Below are 25,500 nucleotides of genomic sequence, written 5' to 3'. Positions count from 1 at the left end.
GGACATTCGCGGAAACGGCCGACTCGTCGCATGAGCCGGCCGCTTGAATCATGGCGATGGGTGACGGCCCGGAATCAAAGGATCGCAGGCCGAACCCGGTTCAAAAGCGATAGATACCGCTCACCGTCGCATTGGTGCTCTGATCGGCCACTTCCACCGCGGCATCGAATTGGAAGTTCTCCCCGAACGACCAACCCAACCCGAGGGAATAGTGGTTCTCGTCTTCCTCGAAGAGGTGCAGGAAGAAGATGTCTCGCAATTCGGGCTGCTGCGGATCGAAGCCACCGAGAATCTGGCTGTCCTCGATGGAGTTGACGGCGGCATGGTAGGGATCGAGCCAGTAACCCAGGCGCAGGGAAAGCGGATAGGCCAGGTTCAGGAAAACCCACTCCATGCCCACGTGCAGTTCGGTGATGTCGGACATCGCCTGGGTCACCACCCGGTCGTTGACCTCGACGCCCGTGAAGTCGATCAATTCGTCGGTGACCTCCGAATAGTAGACCCGCACGGCGTCCACGTTGATCGTCAGGTTCTCGAGCGGCGCGATGCTGACGCCGATCCCCAGTGAGTCGGGAATCTTGAAGGTGCCTTCCTGAACGAAGTTGTCCGGGGTTCCGGGCAGAGGTCGTTCGGAATTCAGGGTGGCGGTGTAGACGAATTCCGGTTGGAACTTGTAGGTCACGCCGACCGACAGTTCGTTGGTCGCGCGCCACAGAGCGCCCACCATGCCGCCGAAATCCTCGTCCTCGCCACGCGCCAACTTCTCGATCCGCACCGTGTCCAGCACCTGTTCGGCGAGAATGACGGAATCGGCCTGATAGTCCATACGACTGAAGAACAGGGATGCGCCGATCGAAAAGGTGTCGCCGAAACCGTAGGCCAGCGAGGCACCCGCGTTGACGATATCCAGGTCCAGGACATCGGTGGACGGGTTGAAACTCGCGGGCCGTTCGTCCAGCTCGCAGTTGGGGTAGAAATTGGAGCCGAGATGACACACGGTGATCGGCTCGGAGGTATAACTGCGTTCCAGCTTGGCCTGCTGGTGCACGAAGAAGCCGTAACGCAGGTTGCCGTGGGGCAGCACGACCGCCAGATAGGGCACCTGGAACTGGCTTTCGGGTGCGTCGGCCGCAGTGAAGTTGTAATCGAATTCAAAGAGGTTGGTCTGCAGTATCGAGCCCGACTGAAAGGGGATCTCGTTGTCGCGCCGCTCGTAGTTCAACTCGTAGGCCAACGATCGCTTGGTGGTGCGCGTCATCCCTGCGGGGTTGGCTACCGGTGCGGTCGCGTCGTCGGCAAGAGCCAGGAATGCGCCGCCGAATCCCAGCGAACGGCCGCCGGGGTTGCCGAACCGGAACTGCAGATCCCGCGCGCTGCGGTTGTTGTGCTGAGCAAAGGCCGAGATTCCGGCCAACATCAAAAACATAGGGAGAACAAGCCGTTTCATGTCGCTTCCTCGCTAAAATCGATAAATGCCGGAAAGGCTGTAGGAACTGGTTTCGTCCGCGATATCGGCAGCCACATCCAAGGCGAAATGCCGCCCCACACTCAGGCCGGCGCCAAAGGTGATGTGGTTTTCGTCCTCAGCAAACTGCTGTAAAAACACGTTTTGTCGGAAGCTGGCCAGAAAGTCTCCGCTTTCGTCGGTGTACCCGAACAGGATTTGCGTGTCCAGTTTCTCGTTTTGCAGTGCGTGATAGGGTTCCAACCAGTAGCCGGCACGCAACGATAGCGGAAAGGTGGTCGAGGTGATGATGTACTCGATCCCGGCATGGTACTCGGTGACGTCACCGACGACTTGACGGTTGTTGGCGGGGTCCACCGGATTGGCGAAAAAGGCGGTAAAGTCTTCCGCCAACTCGGAATAGAGCACCCGGTTGATTTCCAACGAAAAGATGAACAGGTCGGTGGGCTTGAAGCTGATGCCGGCACCGTAACTGTCGGGCATCCGGAAATCGCCGACGCCGGTTTCGGTGGGCAGTTCCTCCAGCGTGTTGGTGTCGATACCGTTGGTGGTGAAGTCGTATTCGAATTTGGGCTGCTGCTTGTAGGCCAACCCGATGCTGAATCGCGGGTTGGGTGCGAACAGAATTCCTGCGTAGACGCTGACCGCCTGATCGTCACCGTCGACGTCCACCCGCGCCAGCGAATCGCCGATCAGTGGTTCGATCGCATCGAGAAAGGCGGGGTTGAAGGTTTCGTTCGGAAAGAGTGCCTGGAAATCGGGGATGAACAGATCGGTTTTGCCCTCGTACTGGAAATCGTTGTAATTGAGGGTGACCCCCACCGAGAGCCGTTCGGTCAACGCGAATCCCGCACTGACGCCCACCGTCCGCATCTGCAGATCGATGAAATGATCGCTGTCGGGAAAAAACGTGAGGGTGTTGTTGCTCAAATAGTCCGGATTGCGATAGCGCGGAATGGTCACCCCGGCGGTTTCGAAGCGCCGCTCGAAGTTGGCCTGCTCGGCGTAGAACACCCCCCACTTCAACCGAGACCGCGTATCGACGTAGGCCACGAAGGGCACGGACGTGGTCGTTTCGGGAAAGTCCCGATCCTGCAAATTGAACTCGAAGTCCTGCAGCGCCACCCGATCGATGGTTCCGCTGTAAAACGGAATGTTGTTGTCCCGGTCGGTGTTGCCCAATTCGGCCACCACGGTGGTACTGGCCAAACGCGCCAGTCCGGCCGGGTTGGCGAAGATGGCGGTGGTATCGTCGGCCAAACCGATGAACGCACCACCCATGGCCTGTGCACGGGCACCGGGGTTGGCGAACCGAAACTGTAAATCGATGTTGGCATGCATGTCGTTCTGCGCGAGTAAGCCGAACGAACTCAGGAAGATCGCACAAAATAAGATCTTTTTCATAGCCTTCTAACCCTTGATCTCAAGCGAAAATGAATGATTAAGTTTTTTAATTTCGGGGGGATAAACACCCCAGTATACCAATTGCGATGGTCACACGCCAAGCAAAGCCCCCTCGGTGACCGCGGCTACCGAATCGATGAAAACGCCCGAAAGGGCGACCGATTTCGGCAGTGTCATCGGAGATGATCTCGGGATTTCGCCGTGGATGGGGATCGGGAACCTCCAGATGGAACGGAGCATCGCCGACCCGTGACCTCGAAGTCGAACAAGCATACACGCCTCCCCCGAAGATCGCTACTTCAAACCACTTAGCGCAACAGCGCCGAGCCTGCCGTACAACCCGAGAACGCGGAGAGTCTCCTTTAAGTCAGGGTGACGAAAAACAGGGATTCGTTTCGCCGAATCGCGAATCTCACGACATTTGGATGGGGCGAATGGCCTATCTTCGGCTCGCGATCACTTCCGGTCCCCGCTCGATTCGGGGCCGGGCGGCCAATCGGAGAACAGGGTCTCCAAGGGACCGTCGCTGCAATACTTGTCGTAAAAAGCCTCGTCGCAAGCCACGAAGTTCTGGCCCGTGGTTTCCAAAAGGTGGCGCGACCAGATGGGTTGCCTGCCGTCTACGTCGACGAAATCGTATTCGAGCGCCAAGTCCCAGGAACTGAACACCCGACCCGCCTTGGCCGCAACGTTGGGATCGGCGGCCAACGCCGCGATGGCCCGCCCTACGTAGAAGGGGGTTTCGGACGCGATGAAATGCGGGTCCTTGGCCACCCCGTCGCGCCAATTCTCCTCGGTCACGCCGAAGTGGTCGAGCATCGCCTCGGAGCGAAGAAAACCCGGCGTCACCGCGAGCGCCGTGATGGGGTATTTGGCCAATTCGCGCGACATGCCGAAAGCGAGCCGAATGACCGCGGTCTTGACGAGGTCGTAGTAGAGATTGAGCCGGTAACCCATGTGATCGCCGTCGGTCACCTCGACGATCAAACCGTGATCGGCCTTGGCCAACAGCGGGAAAGCATGGCGACTGGTGAGGATGTGGCCATGGACGGCGCGATGGAACATGGTCATGCCCTTCTCGATATCCAGCTCCCAGAACATCTTGCTCCATTCGGTGAGCGCATCGCCGCCCCATACGTCGTTGACCAGAATGTCCAGGTGGGGCCGCTCTTCGGCGATGCGTTCGAACAGGGCGACGACCTCGCTTTCGACGGTGTGATCCACCTTCACGGCGATCCCTTCCCCGCCATGGGCGGTCACCATCTCCGCGGTCTCTTCGATGGTTTCCGAACGCCCCGCCGTGGCGATCCGCCCCCGCACGCTGCGCCCGGTACAATAAACGGTGGCACCGGCCTCGCCCAACATACAGGCGATGCCGCGCCCCGCACCACGGGTGGCACCGGTCACCACCGCAATTTTCCCCTGCAACGGCTTGCTCATATGGGCCTCTCGACATGCTGAATAGGATGCGATGACCATAACACGTTCTCACTCGATCGAGCCTCGGCGAATCTCCTTTTTTTGGGCCGAGACCATGCCCCATTCAGACGTCATGAATCACCGCGGCGATCCAGCGGTTCCGAAGCCGAAATCCCTTCGAGAGGCCTCGTGGTCAGAAAGGGCCAGGTAGGCCATCCAGGTCCTGGAGGAGAGATCCCCCGCGGCGACTGCCCCACCGGCTTGTACTCCCTGCCCTCGCTGCCTATACTGAGACTTTCCGGGAGCTTGCCGAGACCCGGTGTCTCGCCGGCCATTCCCGTCGAAGCCATGCCGGCCCACTTCACCCCCCTCCCAACACCTATCCCCTGGAGCTGACGTGAACCTCAGAGAGAACGTGCCCCTCGCCCCGTTGACGACCCTCGGAATCGGTGGACCGGCCCGCTATTTCGGCCAGGCCAGGACGACCACGGATCTGGTGGAGATGATCACCTGGGCGCGCAACCATCGACTGCCCTTCTTTCTGCTCGGTGGCGGCAGCAATCTGGTCTTCGACGACACCGGCTTTCCCGGCCTGGTGATCGCCCTGGCCATGAAGGGCATCGAATACCGGCAGAACAACCAGAATCGGGACGTGGAGGTCACGGCCGCGGCGGGCGAGCTATGGGACGATTTCGTGGCGGAAGCGGTAGCCCGGAACCTGGCCGGAATCGAATGCCTGTCCGGTATCCCGGGGCTGGTAGGCGCGGCGCCGATACAGAACATCGGCGCCTACGGCCAGGAAGTGTCGCAGACCATCACGGAAGTGGAAATCCTGAACCTGGAGACCATGCAAGTGGAATCCTGGGACAACGCACGCTGTGCCTTCGCCTATCGGGACAGTGTCTTCAAAGGTGCCTGGCGCGACCGCGCCGTCGTCCTTTCCGTGCGCTTCAACCTGAGACGCAACGGCAAGGCGACCGTGACCTATCCCGACCTGACCAAACGCCTCCCAAAGGACGCCTCGGTCGCAAAAGCCCGGGCCGCGGTCCTGATCGTGCGCGGCGAAAAGTCGATGTTGGCCGATCCGACCGATCCCAACGCCCGCAGTTGCGGCTCCTTCTTCACCAATCCGATACTCGACCCCGAAGCCTATGCCGCGTTTCAAACCCGTTGCCGCGAGCCGCATCCGGCCTACGCCCAGGACGACGGACGGGTCAAATTGTCGGCCGCCTGGCTGATCGATCACAGTGGCTTCAAAAAGGGCCTGGTTCGCGGCGGAGTGGGCCTTTCCCAGAAACACTGTTTGGCCCTGATCAATCGAGGTTCGGGCAGCTCGGCCGAAGTGATCGCACTCAAAAACGAAATCCAGGATGGCGTCCTCCAGCGATTCGGCGTACGCCTGGAACCGGAGCCGTTGATTCTCGCGGGCCGCGAGAAACCATGACGCCGCGCCACTTCTCGCGACAAAATGTGACAGGCATCGACTCGGGCTTGGGAGCCACCCGCGTCTCGAGTGTTAGAATGATGTAGGAAGTAGGATCCATTCCATAGCGTTATCGAATCCATGTACCGAGCGGTTCCACCCTTCCGTTCCGGCAGATTCGGCTCGGCCAAGGCCAGCGGGTGCGGCTCCTTTCCAACCCGCTGGCACCGGTGTTGCTGGGCCCAGGTCCTGTTCCAAAAATTTCTCCATTTCGACCTTCCCGATACCATCCACAAATGAAAAGGAGCTCGCCATGACGGAATCTTTGTCGTTGCCCCACCTGGCCAAAGATCCGATCATCCCCGACAACTGTTTCATTGACGTGAGCGCCCGCATCAACGGCGACGTCGTGCTCGGCGATCATTGCTCCGTGTGGTTTCAGGCCGCCATCCGCGGCGACGTTCACGAAATCCGCGTCGGCAATCGAACCAACGTTCAAGACAACTGTACCTTCCACACCAGCTACCAAACCAATCCGCTACACATCGGCGACGACGTGACCTTCGGACACGGCGTCATCGCTCACGGCTGCACCATCGGCCATCGCGTCATGATCGGCATGCACTCGACGGTCATGGATGGCGCGGTCATCGCCGAGGACACCATCGTCGGGGCCGGCAGCCTGGTCACCGAAGGCAAGGAATTTCCACCCGGCGTCCTGATCCTGGGGCGCCCCGCCAAAGTCGTTCGGGATCTCAAGGAATCGGAACGGGCGTTCCTCATCGAGCGAGCGCATCACTACGTGGCCTACGCCGCCGCCTATCGCGATCAGGGCCGCTTCACGACTTGGCGCGACAATCTGTTCCGCCGCCACCTGGAGGCGCTGAAACAGGCATGAACACAGCCTTTTCGCCAGTCGGGCCGAGGAACTTTTGCCATGGTACCGTCGTATGGAAAGGCTTAGAATGTAAAAATCACGCGAATTTGGGGGATCCATGGCAAGCTACTTCAAGAAGATGATCGCCATCGTCACCATCGTTTTGTTTACCGCAACGGCGGTCGCGGAAACCGGAAAGCTCAAATCTATCGAGTACCAGCCCTACGTGGCCAACCTGGTTTCCAATTTCCTCAGCCTTTACCACTACAGTGGTCTGAATCTAGACGACGACCTGTCCAAGCGCGTCTTCAAGGAGTATCTGGAGTCCCTCGACTACAACCGCATGTTTTTCCTGGAATCCGACATCCAGCAATTTCGTGCCTGGGAAACCCAATTCGACGATCAACTGCGCATGGTTCCCGCCAATGTCAGCACCGCCTTCCTGATCTACAATCGATTCCGGCAACGCGTGGACGAACGGGTCGAGAACATCAACGAGCTATTGGATCAGGAATTCGATTTCACGAAAGTGGAGGGTTACGTCCTGAGACGCCACGAACAACCGTGGGCCAAGTCCAAGGATGAATTGAACCAAATCTGGCGCCGCCGCTTGAAGGAAGACTTGATTCGCTTCGAGCTCCAGGGCAAACCCAAAAAAGACACCCTGGACCTGCTGCGCAAACGCTATGAGCGCCTTAGCCGGAACAACCGCGACCTGGACGAGACGGATGTCCTGGAAACCTTCCTCTCCTCGGTCGCGCGAACCTTCGACCCACATTCCGCCTACCTCAAGCCGATGACCAAGGAGAATTTCGACATCGAGATGGGTCATTCGCTGGAAGGCATCGGCGCCACCTTGCGCACCGAAGGCGAATACACGGTCGTGGCGGCCCTGGTCAAGGGCGGCCCGGCGGAAAAGAGCAGCAAGATCAAGCCCGAAGACAAGATCATCGGCGTGGCCCAGGGTAAGAAGGGTGAGTACGAAGACGTCGTCGACCTGCGCCTGGACAAGGTGGTCAAGAAGATTCGCGGCCCCAAGGGCTCCCTGGTCCGGCTGCTGATGATTCCCGGCGACGCCAAGGATTACTCGCAAACCAAAGAGGTCGCCCTGATTCGCGACCGCGTGGAAATCACCGCGATGGACGCCAAGGCGGAAATCATGGAAATGGAGGGTGAGAACGGCAATGCAATGCGCGTCGGTGTTATCGAAATCCCCTCTTTTTACATGGATACGTCCGCCAAAGTGGCCGGCGATCCCAATTACAAATCCACCACTCGCGACGTACGTCGCCTGATCGCCAAGCTGGAGAGCAAGAACATCGACGGCCTGGTCATCGACCTCCGCCAGAACGGCGGTGGCGCACTGGATGAAGCCATCGAACTGACCGGTGTGTTCATCGACGAGGGTCCCGTGGTTCAGGTTCGCGACTTCAACGGCCGCGTTCGGGTTCACCGCGATCCCGACGACGAGTTGCGCTATCGCGGCCCGCTGGTCGTGTTGACCAGCGTGTTCAGCGCCTCGGCTTCGGAAATCTTCGCCGGCGCCATTCAGGATTACGACCGCGGCGTGGTCGTGGGCGCCAAGTCCACCCACGGCAAGGGCACGGTCCAGAACATCTTCTCGCTGCAACCCTCGCTCAACAAACAGATGCGCCGGGCCTTCGCCGAAGACGTGGCCGGTGCCCTCAAGATGACCACGCTCAAGTTCTACCGCATTTCCGGCAGCTCGACTCAATTCAAAGGGGTCGAACCCGACGTGGTCCTGCCCTCCCCCTACGACGATCTGGACGTGGGCGAAGAGGACTTGGACTACGCCCTGCCCTGGGATGAAATCGACGCGGTCCCGCACAAGAACTACGGCCTCGTCCGCGATCTGGTGCCGGTACTCAAGGCCAACTCGGCCAAGCGTCTGACCAAAAACAACGAGTTTCAATACCTCGCCGAGGATTCCGCCTATCGCAAAAAGAACCGCGAACGCAACAGCGTGAGCCTGGTTCTGGCGGAGCGCCAGAAAGAGAAAGAGGAGCTCGAAGCCAAGGAAAACGCCCGCGACGAATCTCGTAAGATCCGCGTTTCCGGCATCAAGACCGACGAAACCATCATCCTGGAAAACAATAAGGCCATCGTGGCCCCCGAGGATGAGAAGCCCGACGAAAACAAAGCCGAAACAATCGCCGGTGCCGAGAAAGACGACGAAGAAAAGGTGGCAATCCCGGACTACATCCTGGAAGAGTGCCTGATGGTCATGCGGGACTACATTTCCCTGCGCGGTGAGGGCTTCGCCGGCCTGCGGACGACCAGAGGCAAAAAAGATTCGCTGTAATCCCCCGCGCCGCAACGGCGTTCGGGAACCCATTACAAACCCTTTCGTTTCAAAGAGGCTCGGTCCAGGCGACCGGGCCTTTTCTTTTTTTGGGACGGAGCGGTTTGCCCTGACCGGACCAGGCGCTTTCCCCCGACCCTCGATTCCTGGTATGCTTAGGGAGACACTTCGCGATCACCTCATCGCTATCCCTTTGCCATTATTAGAGATGACCTATGACTCGTGAACTTCTGATCCTTCGTCACGGGAAATCGTCCTGGGACGATCCCCTGTTGGGCGATTACGAGCGCCCTCTCAAGAAACGCGGTCGCCGGGACGCGACCAATATCGGTCACTACCTGCTGGACGAGCACTGGATTCCGGACATGGTCTTCTCTTCCACGGCCATGCGCGCGGCCATGACCACCAAGCGCGTATGTCGCGCCATGGATTACCCCTACGGTGACGTCATCTGGAAGAAAAAACTGTACTTCGCCGACACCGACTACATGATTCGGCTCATCCAAAAGGCGACGCCCGCACTTCAACGCCTCATGCTGGTCGGTCACAACCCCGATTTGGAGGACCTCACCCGGTTCTTGTGTGCCCAGGAACCGCCGACACCTCCCGATGGAAAACTCATCCCCACGGCCACGTTGGTGCGTTTGTCGATTCAAACGCCCTGGAAAAAGGTGGCGCCAGGCTGCGCCACCCTGTTGAGCATCACCCGGCCCCGCACCCTGTTACCAGCCCACCCCCCCATGCTCGAGGGGAAACGCGTCGCGGACGACGCCCGACGGGGTTCTATTTCGCGGTAACCGATTCAAGTTAGGAGGCATCTTTGTTGGAACAAAAGCAGGCTTCGAATAGCGATATCAGGACCTCTCACACGCTTGGCGACGACAGCGTCTCGGACGTTCAGAGCGTTCCTCGCCGCCCCGATGGCAAGAACTGGGATCCCAGTGCGCCGGAACTCTATCTGAACCGCGAAATCACCTGGTTGAACTTCAACCGGCGCGTCCTGGCCGAAGCCCAAGATCCGCGTACCAAGCTCCTGGAACGCGTGAAGTTCGTAGCCATCGTCTGTTCCAACCTGGACGAGTTTTTCATGAAACGCATCGGCGGCCTCAAACAACAGATCGGCGCCGGCCTGACCGATCTGTCGGTGGACGGGCGCAACCCGCAGCAACAGATCGAAGCGTGCCACCACATCATTCGCGATATCGAGGAAGAAAAGAACCAACTGTTCATGCACCTGACCGAACTGTTGCAGGAGAACGGCATCGAGCTGCTGGAGTGGCCCCAATTCAGCGCCGAAGAGCAGGTCTACCTGCGCGACTACTTCTACGCCAACATCTTCCCGCTCGTCACCCCGCAAGGCATCGACCCGGCCCACCCCTTCCCCTTCATTTCGAACCTCTCGCTGAACCTGCTGGTCACCCTGCGCCACCCGGGCGAGGAGCAGCCGGCCCTGGCGCGGGTCAAGGTCCCCGTGGGACCGGACGTGCCGCGCTTCCTGCGCATTCCCGGCACCTATCGTTTCGCACGCCTGGAAGACGTCATGTCCCAAAACCTGGACCTGCTGTTTCCCAAGATGGAAGTGCTCGATTCGGCCATGTTCCGCGTGACCCGCAACGCGGTCACCGAACTGGACGAGGAACAGGCCGACGACCTGCTGGAAATGATCGAAACCGAGTTGCGCTATCGCCGATTCGCGGCGATCGTGCGTCTCCAGGTTTCTCCGCAGATGAACAAGAACAACCGCGGCATGTTGGCGGCCGAGCTGGGATTGGACGAGGAATCCGACGTCTTCGAAGTCAAGGGCATGATGGGTAAGTCGGACCTGATGGAAGTGGCCATGCTGGATCTGCCCCAGTTGCGCGATCCGGCCCACCACCCGGTCGACCATCCTCGACTTCAAGAGAAGTCGAACTTCTTCCACAACCTGCGCCGCAACGGACCCATCCTGATCTACCACCCCTTCGAATCGTTTTCCTCCTCCGTCGAGCGCTTCCTGTTGGAGGCCAGCAACGATCCCAAGGTCCGCGCGATCAAGATGACGCTGTACCGCACCTCCAAGGACTCGAAGGTCATTCACTCGCTGGTCAACGCCGCGCTCAACGGCAAGCAGGTGGCGGTCGTGGTGGAGTTGAAGGCACGCTTCGACGAGGCGGCCAACATCCGCTGGGCGAACCGGCTTGAGGAAGCGGGCATTCACGTGACCTACGGCGTGGTGGGTTTCAAGACCCACAGCAAGACCATCCTGGTGGTGCGCAAGGACTACGACGGCATTCGCCGCTACGCCCACATCGGTACGGGCAACTACCACGGCGGCACCGCGCGCCTCTACACGGATCTGGGATACTTCACCTGCGATGCCCAGATCGGTCAGGACCTGACCGAGTTCTTCAACTACCTGAGCACCGGATTCACGCCCAAGCGCCAGTATAAAAAGCTGGTGGTGGCGCCGAGCGACATGAAGCGCAAGATCATCAGCAAGATCAACCGCGAGATCGAGTTCCAGAAAAGCGGTGAGCCGGGCCACATTCGACTCAAGATGAACGCCTTGGAGGATTCGGACATCACCCGGGCCCTGTACAAGGCAGGTATGGCCGGGGTCAAGGTGGAGCTGATCGTGCGCGACACCTGCCGCCTGAGACCGGGCATCGCCGACCTGTCGGACACGATCACGGTGATCAGCATCGTGGGCCGCTTCCTGGAGCACGCACGGGTCTATTATTTCCGCAACGGCGGCACGCCCGAGATCTTCCTCGGCAGTGCCGACATCATGACGCGGAACCTGGAGAGCCGGGTCGAGGTTCTGGTGCCCATCGAAGATCCCATTCTGCAGCGCGACCTGGGCAAGTTGCTGGACATTCAGTTGGCCGATCGGCGCAGCACCTGGGACATGAAGCCGGACGGCACCTACGTCCAGCGCCAACCGTCCAATCCGGCCGAGGAAAAGGGCTGCCAGGAACGGGTCATCGAAATCGCCGAAAAACGCGAGTCGGCATTGGGCAAGTTCAAGCGCGTCAAGTCCAAGGCCAAATCGAAGAAAGTCTATTGGAGTTCGTACTGAGGGGCGAAGCCGCGTCCTAACTCGCCAAGCCGCGAAGGTGCGCTCGGAGAGCAAGGCGAAGTCGGCTCTTCCACGTGAAGGCCCAAGCTCCGGCCAAGTGCTCGCGAAGCGCCCTCGACCCCATCGGCTGCGAGCCCATCCATGCCGGCCTCTCTGAAAAAAATTTCCCTACCCTATCACACGCCGCGTTTCCAGCGAATGATCGATAAAAGTACGAACCGAATTGTGACGAACCACGCACAACGCGCCGAATCCTTTGCCTCACAAGGGATTCAGCGCTAGTGTGAAGTTCGACGAAAGCCTCACACAACCCAAATTGCCGCGCCGTCTCGTGACCGGCGAATGGTCTCTTTGCGTGGGGCACGCAGCATCGAACCTTTATCACTATCGATAACCGATCATCATCTACTTTTTCGCAATTTTTATCTGAACCCAGCACCCATTTCATTCCGCTCCACCTCGACGCGCCTGCCGGATCGGCCAAGCTCGTCGCCGGTTCCCGGAATAGGTTTGCGTGGCGATCCGGCCCTGCGCTTCGCAGGCCCACGCGTCGCGCAGCCCTGTGATTGAGCGGATCGAGGCTCCCTGGCGAGCCAGGACGTCTGCCGCATTGGCGCACCCGCAATCCCGCCGGGGTGCCCCTTGGCGGCCGTGTTCGCGTTCTGCCGGTTGGTGCACGGTTTCCTTTAGAGTGTCGCCGTATGGAAAATTACAATGTCAGACAGTTTTTTCGGGGTGCGCAAAGCGGTACCAATCGACTGGTCGCAAAAAACAACAAGGTCGGCGACGGCACCAACGTCACCTCGATCGGTTCCTGGTTGGGCCGCAAGGTCAGCGCCACGTTGGCGAGCGTGGTCGACCACACCGCGCTGTTCTTTCAAACCATGTTCAACACCAGCATCGTGGATCGCATCGGCGCCGAGAACCGCGATACCCTGGCCCATTTTCAGGCGTCCTTGAAAACCGAATACGGTGCCCCCATCGCTCACCGGCTCGCCCAGGAATTCAACCTCGCCCAGATGGAGCGCAACCAGGCGCCGCTGAGTTCGCAGACGGTCGGACAGGTCCGGGCCCGAGCATTGGCCTTGAACGACCAGGAGTTGACCCAACGCTCACCCTTCGTCGCACAGGGCGTCATTCCCCATGCGGAACTGGACGCGCTGCGCAACGAATTCGGTCGCGACATCGTCGAAGCCCTGCTCATGACCGAATTCATGCAAAACAAACTCGAAGCGGGCATGCCGTTGAGCTCGGATCGGCTCGTCGACCTGGAAGCGGCCGCCGACAAACTCAGATCCCTCCAAAAAAACGGGTGCTCTTCGGATTCACTCTGCTGGCATGCCGAAAACCTGCTCGGAGAGGTCTACGATTTCTCGAATCTCCAAGAGGCGGTCGGGATCTGCCGCGAACTGGGCGACAAGCTCAACGCACTTCGTGGATTGCAAGATGAACCCAATCCGTTCGCCGGCATCGAAGCCGTACCCCGCGGCGCCGATGGGCGCAATACCGATCTCGAGTACGAAGTCTACGAACGGCTGCTCGATCGCACCGAACACCTTCTGGACAACCACGGCCAGGACCTACCCGGCTTCCATCGCGAGGTCCTCGAAGGCGTGGCAGACCAACTTCGCACCGCCGTACGGGGCCTGATCATCAAAGACGTGATGGATCAAGTTCAAAGCGAACTGACCGTCCTCGAACGGAGCGGTGGCAGCCGCACGCGCGAAGCTTCGATAGAAATCGGGGTCGGCGCGTCGATGTTCGGCGTGGATGTGGGGTCCGCCTCCTCGAAAGTTACGCTGAAATACCATCTGGAAACCGGTGACGACACCAAGGTTCGCGAAACCAACTCGGCCTCGTTGTCGCTCAGTTTGACGCTGGGCAACGATAAGCTGGCCTCGGTCGGGGCCGGCGGTTCGGCCGGAATCGGCAAGGGCACCACCTATCCCAGCCTCGAAGACTACGTGCGCAGCCAAGCGGAAAAATTGTTGGACAAGCATTTTCCCCAAGCCAGCCCGGCCCGACATCAGAAGTTCCAGGGGCAGCTCAAAATGCTGGGTGTCCTCAGCCCAGGTGACAGGGTCAACCTGGAGCGCCAGGTTCCCCCGAACTTCGTCCAAACCCTGTCGAAGAACGGCAAGGGCTCGTTGGCGCTTCAAATCCTGCGATTCCTCAATACGACCGAAGGCTCCAAAACGAAGACGACCTTTACCAAATCGATCGGTTTGCAGGATGCGCTGCGCGAACAACCGGACCTGCTCGCATCGGCCAATCCCAATTATTTTTCAGTCACCTGGCAGGGCGAGCGCCACAGCAAAACCGATGGCCAAAACCTGCTGAACGCCGTGGAATATCAGTTGACGGCGCTGCGGGGCCGTCAGGATTCGCCTTCCAAAAACCTCGAAATGGCGGCCGTTCGCGAAGACCTTCGCCAAGCCATGCATCATTTGGAAGGCGAATTCGATCATTTCTGCCATTTGGCCAAACCCGAGGAAGTCGGCAAGAGCGTCCTCCGCCAACAGCGCGCAGCCAAACGCGAAATCAAGGCCGATCGCGGTGCACGCACCACCGAGGCCTATTTGGAAGGAGTCATTCACACGTTCACGAGGCTCTCCCAGCTCTACCAGATGACCTTCGCGGACCACCAGTCCCCGGAAACCCAGGACGCCGGTTTCGCAAGGAACCTGGAACGGTTCGGCAAAAAACTGATGATGCCGCCGCTGGACATCAAACCCAGCAAACTGCCCTCGCGCAAGATGGTGATGCAGGGAACCAACGACGAAGTGAGCAACACCTTCCAAGTCAAGTTGTGGGGATCGATCGAAATGTCGGCGACGGTTCGGTTCAACCACATCGAAAACGACGCCAACCCCGACAACGACGGCGATTACATCGGTCTGGAGTTGGCGGTGAGCGGCGGCACCTCGTTGATGGACATCCTCAGCGGCCTCGAGGGCAGCAAGAATTTCAAGGGCTTCTTCGAAGCCATGATGGGCCACAAGGAGGCCGAAAGTGCGGGTCTCGACTTCGGCAAACCCGTCATCGACTTCAGCGAGGTCGATTCCGAATTGTTCAACATGAACCTGAAGGCAGGCGCCAAGATCCAGATGAGCTTCATCAAATCGGAGGAAGGTTACCGTCTTCAGTACACCCGTCTCTCGGCAACGGAGCAGCGCGGGATCGAGGTCCCGAGCGTGCCGATTCCGATCGCCCCCGGGGGAGATCTCCGATTGGGATTGGCGGCGAGCAGCGGGTCGTCCCGCAACCTGACGGAACGGCTCGGAACCGACACGCTGACCTACATCCAGACCAAGTTCAACAATTGGGCGAACGATGGAGAACTGGACAAAGGCAAGTGGGACCAGTTCGTGACCAGCCACCGCAACCAATTCAGCAAAATCTTCCAAAATATCGCCTACCGCGACGGCAACATCCGCAAGGAGATCCTGGCCAATTTCCGGGACATGGGCCAGGAGCACATGGATCCGGAATTCGATCGAGCCATGCGTGATTTTGCTTCGAATCCCAGGTTCGAGGGCGCCTTCGACCGGGCCAAGGCTGCACTCACGAAGTACCTGATGAGCCAGAACGAGCGGTTGTACGCTCCCGAAACCGCCAGGCGGTTCACGGTGAAATCCAAGCGAACGATCCGCGGACGGATCGCGAAACACCTCAGTCTCAACCTCTTCCACCGAGGCCGACCCAAAACCGCACCCTCGAACCCGCTCCACGGAAGCGATGCGGCAAACGCGACGCAAAAGGGGAACCCGACGAAGGAATCGAACCGTCGCCGAGGCTCGAGCATCGACGAAGTGGGCGGCCTCGCCTTCGAAGCCACCGGCCCGATTCGCAATCACGGGATCCCCAACGTCACCCACAACAACTGTTTCCTGAGCGCTTCGCTGAACGTGATCGCCTCGACCCCCACCTACCGGCAGTTGTTCGAACCGGAGACCATCGAAGCCAACCGTGAGGCGATCGAACGCGAATTCCCGGACCTGGATTTCGCCGATGTCCGAAGACTTGGGGCGGCGATCCGGACCATCGTGGACCCAGTCCAGGACAATCAGCCCGCCGAACGATTGAATCAAGCCGTTCGCGACATCCTGCAGGCAATGGATCGATTGGGCCTGCTGCCACCCGCCAGGAATCCCGAGGTCTCGGCCATCGAAGCCCAACACGACGCCTCCGAGGTGCTCTTCGCTCGGTTGATGCCGCTGTTCGATCCCAACGGCACCCTGACGGTGGGCGAATTTACGACCACCACCTACGACGTGGATCGCATGCGGCCCATCCGGTCGAACGATCCGGAACAATATACCGATGTGAGCGGTAATCCCAGGGTCACGGACATGACGCGGTCCTACGTGTTGCGGTTGCCGATCGGGCAGGCGCGCAGTCTCCAGGACGCACTGGATCGGTACCAATCGGCAGAGGCGCTCAGGGGTGTCCGGGCCCGCAACGGCATGCAGGCGCTGGAGGGCCCCGCGACACGCTCGATCCAGGCCTTCGGTGCGCCACCGGTGCTGAACTTCGCATTGGGGCGCGACTCGGGGCTCGGCCAAAAGGACGATCACGATGTGGAAATCCCCGACACGATTCAGTTCGGCGGCGAAACCTACCAGCTTCGGGCGGCGGTGTTGCACCACGGCGACAGCCTGGATGCGGGGCACTACACGACCATGCGTCACGACGCCGAAGGGTGGACCCATCGCGACGACAGCCGGGTGATCCCGTTGACGGATCCGAACCAGGGCCAGAACCAGCGAGCGCTGAACAAGGGGTTCTTCTTCACCTACGTGCGCCTGGATCGGGACGAACACTGATCTCGGGATGGGATGTCGATCGCGGCAGACCGAACCGCGGCCTTTTCGGGTGACGGCGCCGGGGGCGAAATACGTCCGCGAAATTCGTCCCGACCGGTCATAAGAAAAAAGCCGCCTGGCCGAAAGGGGCCGGGCGGCTTTTCATGGTTGCGATTCGTTCGCTCGATTATCGATTGACCGCCGAGAGCCCCGACAGGTATTGGCGGCTGGCGGAGCCCCGATCACCCCAGAGCAGGAAGCCGGCCCATTCGGAACCGCTCGCCTCGGCACGTACCCAGGCCGCGCGGCTCAGGGTATCGGGATTGGTGAACAGCGCGTCGACCGTGGCCACGTACTTGGTTTTGGGCGCCAACGGCACCGACAGGCTCACGGTTTCCAGAGCGGAACCGTCGGCCGCGTAGGCGGTGAAACTCAACGTCGAAGCCTCGGTGCCCAGGTTGAGCGCGACCAGGCCCGTGAACCGCGTGTCGCTGGTGGTGAAGAACGGATAGTCCAGCACCCGACTGCCGCCATAGTTGCCCTGAAGTCCGCAGAACGTATCGTTTTGCGAAATGGAGGGCGTGCCGAACAACTCGTAGCCGATCAGTTCCTGACTGGAAGAGACCTGAACCCAGGCCGTCCCGGCGGGTACCTGAACCTGGTTGGCGAAATCGAAGAACAGCGTCTTCTTCTCGCGCGGCTGGATCAGCAAAGAGTCTGTTTTGAGGACGTTGCCGTCGGCGTCGTAGTAGGTTTCGGTCACGTTGGTGGTGAACGAACTGATGTTGATGTACAGCATCCCGGTCCAGAACTGGGACGTGTCCGTGGCGACGTGCAGGAAGTTCAGGGTGCGCCCGCGTTGGCCGTTCAACCCCAAGGCCGCCTGCTGGCCGCGGTCCGGCAACCGGGTGAAGAACTCCATGGCGCCCATGGTATTGCCGGTCGCATCCACCTGGGCCCACAAATCGGGACCGTCGATCAGGTCGCTGCCCAGGTATTCGGTGATCGCCTCGGAAGAGTGACCGAAAGGCGTGGACACGCCGTCGATCGCACGCCCGGATTGTGCCGGAAAATCGGTGAGGGTTCCCGAGCCGGTTCCGGCGGTGCCGTTGAGCACGCTGAGAACGGTTTCAAATGTCTCGGTATCTTTGGCGATATGAGGCATATAGGCCAGGTTACCCAATTCCACCGCGGCGTATGCCGAACGGGTTTCCGTGTTCTGGATCTCGGCAAAGGCCGAAATCTCGCCGCTGGCGCCGATCTGGATCCAAGCGACCTCGTTGAGATTGGCCGAAAACGCCTGCTTGACGCTGAGCACGGCCGCGCCCTTGGCGTTCAAGCTGGTGACCGCGGTACTTCGGCCCAGGGCCTGACCGGCGGCATTGAAGGCGAACAGGTCCACATCCACGGCGGTATCGGCGGGATTGACGAGGCCGATCATGGTGTCGAGATTGCCGGCATCGGCTTGGATCTCGGGCAAGTGGTAGCGGAACGGTTGGCTGGTGCTGGTTTGGTTGCCGCGACTGAATTCGGCGACGAACATGCCGCGTCCATGGGTCGACACCAGCAGGTGGTTGTCACTGGGACGCAGGTCCAGGTCCGAAACCACGACCGCTCCGATTTGATCTTCCGCCTCGCGTTGCCAAACCGTCGAAGCCCCGTTGGGCGCCGTGGTCGACCACAGACCCACCGAGGTGCCCACGACGATTTCGCGTCCGGCTTCGGTTTGCAGAATGGCCGAAGCACGCACGGAAGTCTCGGCGATGTTGCCTTCGATGTTGCTCCAGGTCGGCTGGGCGGAGCCGGCATCGGTGGAGAAGAAGACACTGGGCACGCCGTAGTTGGCGTAGGTCGCCACCAGAATCGAATCGTCGAAGGGGTCGACCGCGAGACTGCTCACGATGCCGCCCTGCTGCTCGTTGGAGGTGATCTCCACGAGAGAGGTGCCGGGCTCGGCATTGGCCGGATCGTCGAGCCGGAAGATCCGCCCTTGCGAGGTCCCGATGTACAGTTTGCTGCTCGATCCGTAGGTGCCGCGGGTCACCGCCATGGAGCGGATGTCGGAACCGTCCAGATTGGTACCGACACCGGTCAACTCGGTCCAGGTGTCCGCGGTCACCCGGGCCGCATCGGTGGTCCGGAACAGACGGTTGTTGCTGGCGTAGTAGAGAATGTTGGTGTTGTCCGGATCCAGCAGGAAATAGGTGACGAAAATGCCCTGGTCGGAGCCGGTCGGTTGAATGTCGGCGTATCCGGTGACATCGTCGGCACGGAAAAAGGTGCCGAGCTGGGCGGTCATGTAGATCACCTCGGCACTGGTACCGTTGATGATTTCGTTGCGTGCGATGCCCACCGAGGCACCGTCGCCGCCGAACACGTCGAAGTGATCGGTGCCGCCGTAACTCAAGGTGGTGCCGTTGTCCTGGGCCCCGCCCATGACCCGCGCGTCACCGAGCTCGGGGCCGATGGCGCCGTGGTAGTACTGATAGGTCACGTAGCCGTTGTTCAAATTGGTCCAGACATTGGGATCCTGAGTCGGGTTGGTTTCGTGAAGGCCGCCATCGCTGCCGCAGATCATGCGCGACGAGTCGTTGGGATCGAACACCAGGATGTGGATGTCCGGGTGGTGACCGGTATAGAGCGCATAGTTCTGGTTGCTGGCATAACCGCCGATGCGGCGGACGTTCGCTGCGGTCGTGAACCCATCGGACGAGACGTGGAGGTTGGTGCCGCCCACCAGAACCTGGTTGGGATCCGTCGGGTTTACGGCCACGATCAGGTCGTAACCTCCCTGAATCGCGAATGGATCGTTACCAGTGCTGCAGCCGCCCTCGTTGGGCACGTTCGCGCTCAGGTTGGTCCAGGTCCCTCCGGCCACGTCGAACCGGAACAGGTCGGCTTCGGGACGAATTTCCCGGGTATCGTCGTCACAATCGTTGAAATGCCCGTTGTCGTAAAGCGCATAGAGCTGGGAACCGGTGCCGTCGAGGGCCAGAACCGTGCGGAACACGCTACCCGCGCCACCCCAATCTGCGGGACTCGCGGCCGCACCCGAGCCGGCGATTTTCTCCCAGGAGGCGGAATCGCCCGTGGTCGAACGGTAAACGCCGCCGAGACCACCATCGAGTCCACCGGACAAGCTGGCGTAGACGGTGGAGCCGTTGGGCGCGATGACGATGTCGGGCAGGCCGTCGACTCCGCCAAAACTCATACCCTGTCCCAACACCACGTCCCAGGTCGCGCCATCATCCTGTGAACGAAAGATTTGAGTCGGCGTCCCGGCGTAGACGTCGCCCGTGGTGGGGTGAACCACGATTTTGCTGACGAAGTCGAACGGGCTGTCGAAATCGATCGCCGAGTTCGAACGCGTGGCGGGCAGTTGCTCCCAGTTCAAGCCCCCGTCGGTGGAGCGCCAGATGCCGTCGCCGAAGTGGAAAGCCCCGCCGAGCGAAGCCGAATTGCCCACCAGTTCGCCCGTACCGTAATACCAGTTGCTGGGCGTCGTGGGATCCTGAGCGAGCGTCGTGACGCTGTGAATGGCATCGTTGGCGCTGACCTTGGTCCACGACTGACCGCGATTGGTGGAGCGAAATACGCCGGAGCTTACACCACCGGCCAACATGGTGTTGCCGCTGGGATCGCTGACGTCGAAGGCGAAGGCGCGACTGCGGCCGCCCAGGTTCCCGGGGCCGCGACCTTCCACCGATTCCACCTTGGCCTGATTGCGCAACCGGATCGGCGCCTTGGCCCGCACCTGTCGCTCGATTTTCAGGGCGCCGGCCGGAATCTTACCGGTCTTGGGGTTCTTGCGTAGGTCGTACTCCCACTTGAGTCGCTCCAAGATGGCTTCCCGACGTTTCTGTTGTGATTCCGTTTTCTTCCACGTTTTCCATTTGGGCGGTTTCGGCCAAGTGTGGCCGGAACGCGCGGCGACCTCCGACACCTTTTTCACCGGAACGACCGGTGGCGAGGAAAATTCATAAAAGCCCAATACCAGGGAACCTATCAGGCAGAGACATAACGCAAAGGCACTAATGGGGTGCCGGATCATAGGAGGCCTCCTTCAAAGTAGGTCTTCATTCCGGGTTCCGATATACGGAAAACGCTCGGGTTTGAGGATTTACTGCAAAGACCGTGTCACGAACATCGATCCACCGGATCGCGCCGTTGCCTAACGGCGCCTTGGAGCGTCGTGGAGCGCGCCGGGGCCGGACAAGGCCCCCATTGCCCCAAGAGCAGGCGGATGCTCGCGACAGGGTTATCCGAAACAAAGCAAACAAATTGTAGTCAAGTCGACGGATTCTTTCAAAGAAGTTGCTCACAGGAAGTCACATCCTTTATCGGACCCCCTGATCGAATTCCGAAATTTGGGAATCCAAGGCGGTTTCCTTCTCTCGAAAGGGCATTCGACTCGGAGAGACGCCACGGTGGGTCGATCTTCCAACGGTTTGTCGAACGTCACCACGCCGTGGAGTGGTAGTGCAGGAGAGCCAACGATGCAAATGCGGCGGTCGCTCGGACACCGTATTCGGGTAAAACGGCCGCCCTTCAAAAAACCCCCACACCTCGGGTGGAAATGAAGGACTTGGCCGCAAAAGAGCGGGTTCATTGGATCCGATAGCGCGGAGCAGGCCCGGTAGGACGGCGCCAGGCACCGTGGATCGAGCTAGCCGGCGGCGGTCAAGCGGGCGGCCAAGGCGGTCGCATTTTTCATCGCCATGCCGTAGATCGAGACCTGTGGATTGGTGCCGATGCTGGTCGGGAATACCGATCCATCGATCACGGCCAGGTTTTCCAGGTGATGGTGCATGCCTTCGCTGGTGACGACCGAATGGCGTGCTTCGCGGCCCATGGGGCAGCCACCCATGACATGGGCGCTGAAGAGGCGAACCATTTGCGGGTCCATCGGCAACTCCGCCACCGCCGCGCGCGCGGCCTTCCATTGGCTGTAGCTGCGGGCCTGGCGGTGCGCCGGCCATACACTGGTGGCACCCGCGGCGAACTGCAGTTCCACCATCGACAGCAGCGAGCGGCGGAACCCGTCGCGCACGTAGTCGGTGAAGGGATAGTCCAATTCCGGACTGCCGTCCGCCCGGAGCACCACACGGCCGCCCTGGCTCTCGGGGTGGAATCCGTCCCGACACAGCGACAGCATGGCCTGCATGTGGGCGAAATCCTTCATCAACCGATGGTGGTCTTCACCCAGGTGGTCCAACACGGTGGAGCTGAGGATCGGATGCAGAGGCGGCACTTCCAATTTGTAGCCCATGGGGCCGTCCACCCCTTCCGGCCACAGGAATTGATCCGAAAACACCGACTGCGGCGCGCCCGAGAACGGCCGAATCGGTTCCGCGAACAAGGCGGTACTGGCGGTCACGGGATGGAGAAAGGTGCGCTTGCCGACGAGATCATGGGGATCCGGAGCCTTGGAGCGCATCAGCAGCGCCGGAGAACCGATGGCGCCGCCGGCCAGGACGAAGGCCCGCGCCTTGATGCGCATGGTACGCCCGGTGGTGAACACCCCACGGCCATCCAAGGCCTGGCAAACGAGTTCGGTGACCCGTCCCGCACGGTGGGTCAACCGCACCGCGCGCATGCGCGTGTAGAGCCGGGCACCGCCATCGAGGGCTGCGGGGATGGTCGTCACCAACATCGACTGCTTGGCGTTGATCGGGCATCCCATGCCGCAATAACCCAGGTTGGCACAGCCCTTCACGTTGCGGTGCATGAAATCGAAGGACCACCCCAGCCGTTCGGCGCCTCTTCGCAGGGCTTCGTTGTTCGGGTTGGGCGGCACCGGCCATTTGTGGATGTTGAGCCGCGCCTTGACCTTTTCGAACCAGGGCGCCATGTCCTCCGGCGAGAACCCTTCCACCTCGTGGACGCGCCCCCAGTGATTCAGCGTCTCGTCCGGGGTGGCGAAGCTGCTGGTCCAATTGACCGTCGTGCCGCCGCCCACGCAGCGTCCCTGCAGGATGTTGATCGCCTTGTCCTTCGTCTTGCGGCTGGCGGAATCCTGGTACAGGTCGGGATAGGCGAAACGCTCTTCCATCTTGAAATCGGGGAGGTGTTTGAGCGGCCCCTCTTCGACGAGCACCACGTTCAAGCCCGCCCGGGTCAGGACTTCCGCACTCAAACCACCGCCGGCCCCCGTTCCGACGATCACCACGTCCGCTTCCATCTCGAGATCGCGGTCTAATTCGGAGCCGTCTTGAACCGACCAGCCGGAAGCCAATCCCTGGGTGATCACATCCTCGATCATTTGCGTTTCCCTTCCTTTGTCGCGAATCTCTCGGCCTCACGTATGCCGGCGGCACACCTCGAGTGCAAGTCGGCCACTCAGGCATTGGCCAGGGGCGGCGGCCCCTCGTATCCCAGGCCCGACCAGGATTTGGGATTGCCGTACCAGGACGCGACGGTCAACTGCTGCAGCGCGTCGTAACCCGAACGCAACAGGGCCATGCGGCTGTTCCGCCAGGAGGCCAAAAAGCCTTCCACCCGAGCCGGATCGGCCTGGGACCAGCCAGACCAGACACCGCAGGCCAGAACCCGCGTCGCGGGCAGCGTCAGTACCGTGAACAACTGGCGAATTTCCTTTTGGATGGCCGGCCGAAAATGACTCGCGGCGATATCGACCCCGCGCACGACCTCTTCGGCGAGTTCCTTGTCCCGAGCCGCGGCGGTCCCTGCCAATATCGCGGGAATCAACGCCGACACCACTTCGTGATCGGCCTCGGTGAGAAATTGGTATTGGTAATTGCCGCGCCGAGCCAAATGGGTACCGGTTCCCCAAAAGGTACCCTTGCTCATCCATGCGGACATCGTCAGCAAGGCGCCACCGGTCACGCCCAGCTTGAGAAATTGCCTTCGATCCATCGTTTGAGTACTCCCAGCGACGAACTCTCGTTCACCACCCCGTCGGTTCATCGAGTCGATTGGCCGATTTCGTCCAAATCGCAGAGATCTACCGCACGTGATCGCGGGATCTCATGTAAATGCCATGCTGCGTCAACTTCACCGAACCTTAACAAACGATACCCCGGAAGCGAACGGCGAGCAACCGAAAGCCATTGAAAAAACATTCATGGACGGGCCAGTCGAGCGCGTCGGCGGTCTCAGCGACCCATTTCGCGGAACATGTTGCGGATCGTGAAGCCCACCAACCAACGCGGGCTGAGTCGCAAACCGAAAATGGAGATCTTGTTCATCCATCCGGTGACCAAGCTGGGCTTGCCCTTCTGCATGGCATCGATGCCCTGACGCGCCACCGCCCGCGCCGACATGACACCGCTTTTCACGAAGCGCGTTCCGCGCATGTGGGCCACGTCGAAAAATTCGCTTTCGGTCTTGCCGGGCTGAAGACAGGTCGCCGCCACGTTGCTACCGTGGAGCTCCCACTGCAATCCCTCGGTGAAGTTGTTCACGAAGGCCTTGGTCGCGCTGTAGATCACCATGTTGGAGACGCCCTGGTAGCCGGCGATGCTGCCCACGTTGAGAATCCGCGCCTGATCGCGTCGCTTCAGGTCGGGCAGCATGCGGTAGGTCAGTTCGCATAGGAAACCCATGTTCAGATCCAGCATGCGGCGATAGGTCGCCCATTCGGTGTCCAACACGGGGCCGGTCGCGGCAAAGCCGGCGTTGTTGACCAGAATCGACACCTCGTATTCCTTCAAAAACTCGGTCAGGGCGACGGCTGCATCGGGTGCGGTGAGATCCATGGCGTGCACGACGGCCCTCACGCCGTATTTCTTCTCGAGGTTCGTCGCCAGATCCGTCAACAGGTTTTCCCGACGCGCGACGACCACCAGGTTGGTGCCTCGATGCGCCAGCTCTTCGGCCAACTCTTTCCCGATGCCGGACGAAGCCCCCGTGACCAGGGCCCATCTATCTTTGAATACAAATCCCATAATAGATCCTCGATTGATGTCGATTCAGGAAAACAAAAGGTGCCGTGCCCCGATCCGCGGAGCGACTCATGCCTTGCGGCTGATGATCTCGACCAGGCCCACCTGGTGTGGATCGATCTCGGCGGGCATTCGAAACTCATAGGTCATGGTCCCTTCGCGCTTTTCGCGACGCGAGCGGGAAACCTCGTCCACGGCGAACTCGGTTTGGTACAAAAGCTCGCCCTTCAAGCTGTAGATCCGGATTTTTGCCTGGGTGCCCTTGGTCACCTTGCTGAACCGAACTTCCATCGGTCGGTAGCCCTGCCCCGGCTCCCCCGCCACTTTCATGTGCTCGACGCGATTGTAGGTGAAGCCGCCCTCGGTGCTGCGCCCCCGCACATCCACGTGGCGGCACTTGAGCATGGTGGCGCCACGCGCCTCATAGGCCACCGAGGCTCCGGAAATGCGGCGCATGATGGCCGGCTGGACCTTGATTCTGGGCGCGGGACCCGGCACCAACACACTGAAGTAGTCGACCGACTTGACCTTCTGCTTTTCGATCGAGATGTAGGTCCCTTCCTCGCGCCAAGAATAGAAAAAGCGATCTTCCTTGACCTCGTATGCGGTTTTGATGACCGTGCCGTTGCGCAGGGTCAACACGGTGCCGTCGATGTAGTGATGGTCTTCTTGAAACGCCAACAAGCAATAGAGAAGACAAGCGGTTACCATAAGGCCGACTCCTTGGGGGTCACGGTCGGGCAGGGCCGACTCGCGATCATCGGGAAGAACCCAACCAGGTGCGAACCAGCCCTCCGGCATGATGTTCTCGATGGGCGGACG

14 protein-coding genes are annotated in these 25,500 nt (G+C 60.4%); 6 read left to right on the top strand and 8 right to left on the bottom strand.

The window, feature by feature from the left end:
* Nucleotides 1–100: 100 nt before the first annotated feature.
* From J3U87_RS18985 to J3U87_RS18975, 3 genes are all read right to left on the bottom strand, one after another.
* Nucleotides 101–1,447 (bottom strand): OmpP1/FadL family transporter, encoded by a 1,347-nt coding sequence (locus tag J3U87_RS18985; RefSeq protein ID WP_237377355.1) that lies wholly within the window; start codon nucleotides 1,445–1,447, stop codon nucleotides 101–103.
* 12 nt (nucleotides 1,448–1,459) lie between these two features.
* The gene (locus J3U87_RS18980) at nucleotides 1,460–2,869 is read right to left on the bottom strand and encodes an OmpP1/FadL family transporter (protein WP_237377354.1); all 1,410 of its coding nucleotides are present in this window, start codon (nucleotides 2,867–2,869) and stop codon (nucleotides 1,460–1,462) included.
* Nucleotides 2,870–3,325: 456 nt separating this feature from the next.
* Complete coding sequence (locus J3U87_RS18975) at nucleotides 3,326–4,309, bottom strand: SDR family oxidoreductase (protein WP_237377353.1); 984 nt, start codon at nucleotides 4,307–4,309, stop codon at nucleotides 3,326–3,328.
* A gap of 376 nt (nucleotides 4,310–4,685) precedes the next feature.
* On the opposite strand from J3U87_RS18975, the gene J3U87_RS18970 reads away from it, so the two are divergent.
* The 6 genes from J3U87_RS18970 (at nucleotide 4,686) to J3U87_RS18945 (ending at nucleotide 16,795) form a co-directional block, all read left to right on the top strand.
* The gene (locus J3U87_RS18970) at nucleotides 4,686–5,732 is read left to right on the top strand and encodes a UDP-N-acetylmuramate dehydrogenase (protein WP_237377352.1); all 1,047 of its coding nucleotides are present in this window, start codon (nucleotides 4,686–4,688) and stop codon (nucleotides 5,730–5,732) included.
* A gap of 292 nt (nucleotides 5,733–6,024) precedes the next feature.
* Nucleotides 6,025–6,609, top strand: a complete 585-nt coding sequence (locus J3U87_RS18965) for a gamma carbonic anhydrase family protein (RefSeq protein ID WP_237377351.1) — start codon at nucleotides 6,025–6,027, stop codon at nucleotides 6,607–6,609.
* Between the two features lie 97 nt (nucleotides 6,610–6,706).
* Complete coding sequence (locus tag J3U87_RS18960; protein ID WP_237377350.1) at nucleotides 6,707–8,911, top strand: carboxy terminal-processing peptidase; 2,205 nt, start codon at nucleotides 6,707–6,709, stop codon at nucleotides 8,909–8,911.
* A gap of 215 nt (nucleotides 8,912–9,126) precedes the next feature.
* Nucleotides 9,127–9,708, top strand: a complete 582-nt coding sequence (locus tag J3U87_RS18955; protein ID WP_237377349.1) for a SixA phosphatase family protein — start codon at nucleotides 9,127–9,129, stop codon at nucleotides 9,706–9,708.
* A 23-nt stretch (nucleotides 9,709–9,731) separates the two neighbouring features.
* Nucleotides 9,732–11,969 (top strand): polyphosphate kinase 1, encoded by a 2,238-nt coding sequence (ppk1, locus tag J3U87_RS18950; protein ID WP_237377348.1) that lies wholly within the window; start codon nucleotides 9,732–9,734, stop codon nucleotides 11,967–11,969.
* Nucleotides 11,970–12,670: 701 nt separating this feature from the next.
* Nucleotides 12,671–16,795, top strand: a complete 4,125-nt coding sequence (locus J3U87_RS18945; RefSeq protein ID WP_237377347.1) for a ubiquitin carboxyl-terminal hydrolase — start codon at nucleotides 12,671–12,673, stop codon at nucleotides 16,793–16,795.
* A gap of 166 nt (nucleotides 16,796–16,961) precedes the next feature.
* Here the strand turns inward: J3U87_RS18945 and J3U87_RS18940 are convergent, their stop codons facing one another.
* The 5 genes from J3U87_RS18940 to J3U87_RS18920 all read right to left on the bottom strand — a co-directional run bounded on the left by J3U87_RS18940 (nucleotide 16,962) and on the right by J3U87_RS18920 (nucleotide 25,389).
* Entirely contained in the window at nucleotides 16,962–20,615 is a 3,654-nt protein-coding gene (locus J3U87_RS18940) for a WD40/YVTN/BNR-like repeat-containing protein (RefSeq protein WP_237377346.1), read from the bottom strand.
* An 825-nt stretch (nucleotides 20,616–21,440) separates the two neighbouring features.
* Nucleotides 21,441–23,036 (bottom strand): GMC family oxidoreductase, encoded by a 1,596-nt coding sequence (locus tag J3U87_RS18935; protein ID WP_237377345.1) that lies wholly within the window; start codon nucleotides 23,034–23,036, stop codon nucleotides 21,441–21,443.
* A 77-nt stretch (nucleotides 23,037–23,113) separates the two neighbouring features.
* Nucleotides 23,114–23,650, bottom strand: a complete 537-nt coding sequence (locus J3U87_RS18930; RefSeq protein ID WP_237377344.1) for a hypothetical protein — start codon at nucleotides 23,648–23,650, stop codon at nucleotides 23,114–23,116.
* A 239-nt stretch (nucleotides 23,651–23,889) separates the two neighbouring features.
* Nucleotides 23,890–24,681 carry an SDR family NAD(P)-dependent oxidoreductase gene (locus tag J3U87_RS18925; protein ID WP_237377343.1) on the bottom strand — a complete coding sequence of 264 codons (792 nt, stop codon included), beginning with the start codon at nucleotides 24,679–24,681 and terminating at the stop codon, nucleotides 23,890–23,892.
* Nucleotides 24,682–24,747: 66 nt separating this feature from the next.
* A complete protein-coding gene (locus J3U87_RS18920; RefSeq protein ID WP_237377342.1) occupies nucleotides 24,748–25,389 on the bottom strand; it encodes a hypothetical protein in 642 nt (213 codons plus the stop codon).
* Nucleotides 25,390–25,500: the final 111 nt, after the last annotated feature.

Source organism: Sulfidibacter corallicola (assembly GCF_017498545.1).
GTDB classification, from domain to species: domain Bacteria; phylum Acidobacteriota; class Holophagae; order Acanthopleuribacterales; family Acanthopleuribacteraceae; genus Sulfidibacter; species Sulfidibacter corallicola.
The sequence above is the reverse complement of the archived record's forward strand: the minus strand, read 5'-3'. Positions and strand labels throughout refer to the sequence as shown.

Coding starts and splice junctions, on each gene's coding strand:
- J3U87_RS18930 (WP_237377344.1), bottom strand. CDS start 23,650: ATGGATCGAAGGCAATTTCTCAAGCTGGGCGTGACCGGTGGCGCCTTG.
- J3U87_RS18945 (WP_237377347.1), top strand. CDS start 12,671: ATGGAAAATTACAATGTCAGACAGTTTTTTCGGGGTGCGCAAAGCGGT.
- J3U87_RS18980 (WP_237377354.1), bottom strand. CDS start 2,869: ATGAAAAAGATCTTATTTTGTGCGATCTTCCTGAGTTCGTTCGGCTTA.
- J3U87_RS18960 (WP_237377350.1), top strand. CDS start 6,707: ATGGCAAGCTACTTCAAGAAGATGATCGCCATCGTCACCATCGTTTTG.
- J3U87_RS18925 (WP_237377343.1), bottom strand. CDS start 24,681: ATGGGATTTGTATTCAAAGATAGATGGGCCCTGGTCACGGGGGCTTCG.
- J3U87_RS18985 (WP_237377355.1), bottom strand. CDS start 1,447: ATGAAACGGCTTGTTCTCCCTATGTTTTTGATGTTGGCCGGAATCTCG.
- J3U87_RS18965 (WP_237377351.1), top strand. CDS start 6,025: ATGACGGAATCTTTGTCGTTGCCCCACCTGGCCAAAGATCCGATCATC.
- J3U87_RS18955 (WP_237377349.1), top strand. CDS start 9,127: ATGACTCGTGAACTTCTGATCCTTCGTCACGGGAAATCGTCCTGGGAC.
- J3U87_RS18920 (WP_237377342.1), bottom strand. CDS start 25,389: ATGGTAACCGCTTGTCTTCTCTATTGCTTGTTGGCGTTTCAAGAAGAC.
- J3U87_RS18975 (WP_237377353.1), bottom strand. CDS start 4,309: ATGAGCAAGCCGTTGCAGGGGAAAATTGCGGTGGTGACCGGTGCCACC.
- J3U87_RS18935 (WP_237377345.1), bottom strand. CDS start 23,036: ATGATCGAGGATGTGATCACCCAGGGATTGGCTTCCGGCTGGTCGGTT.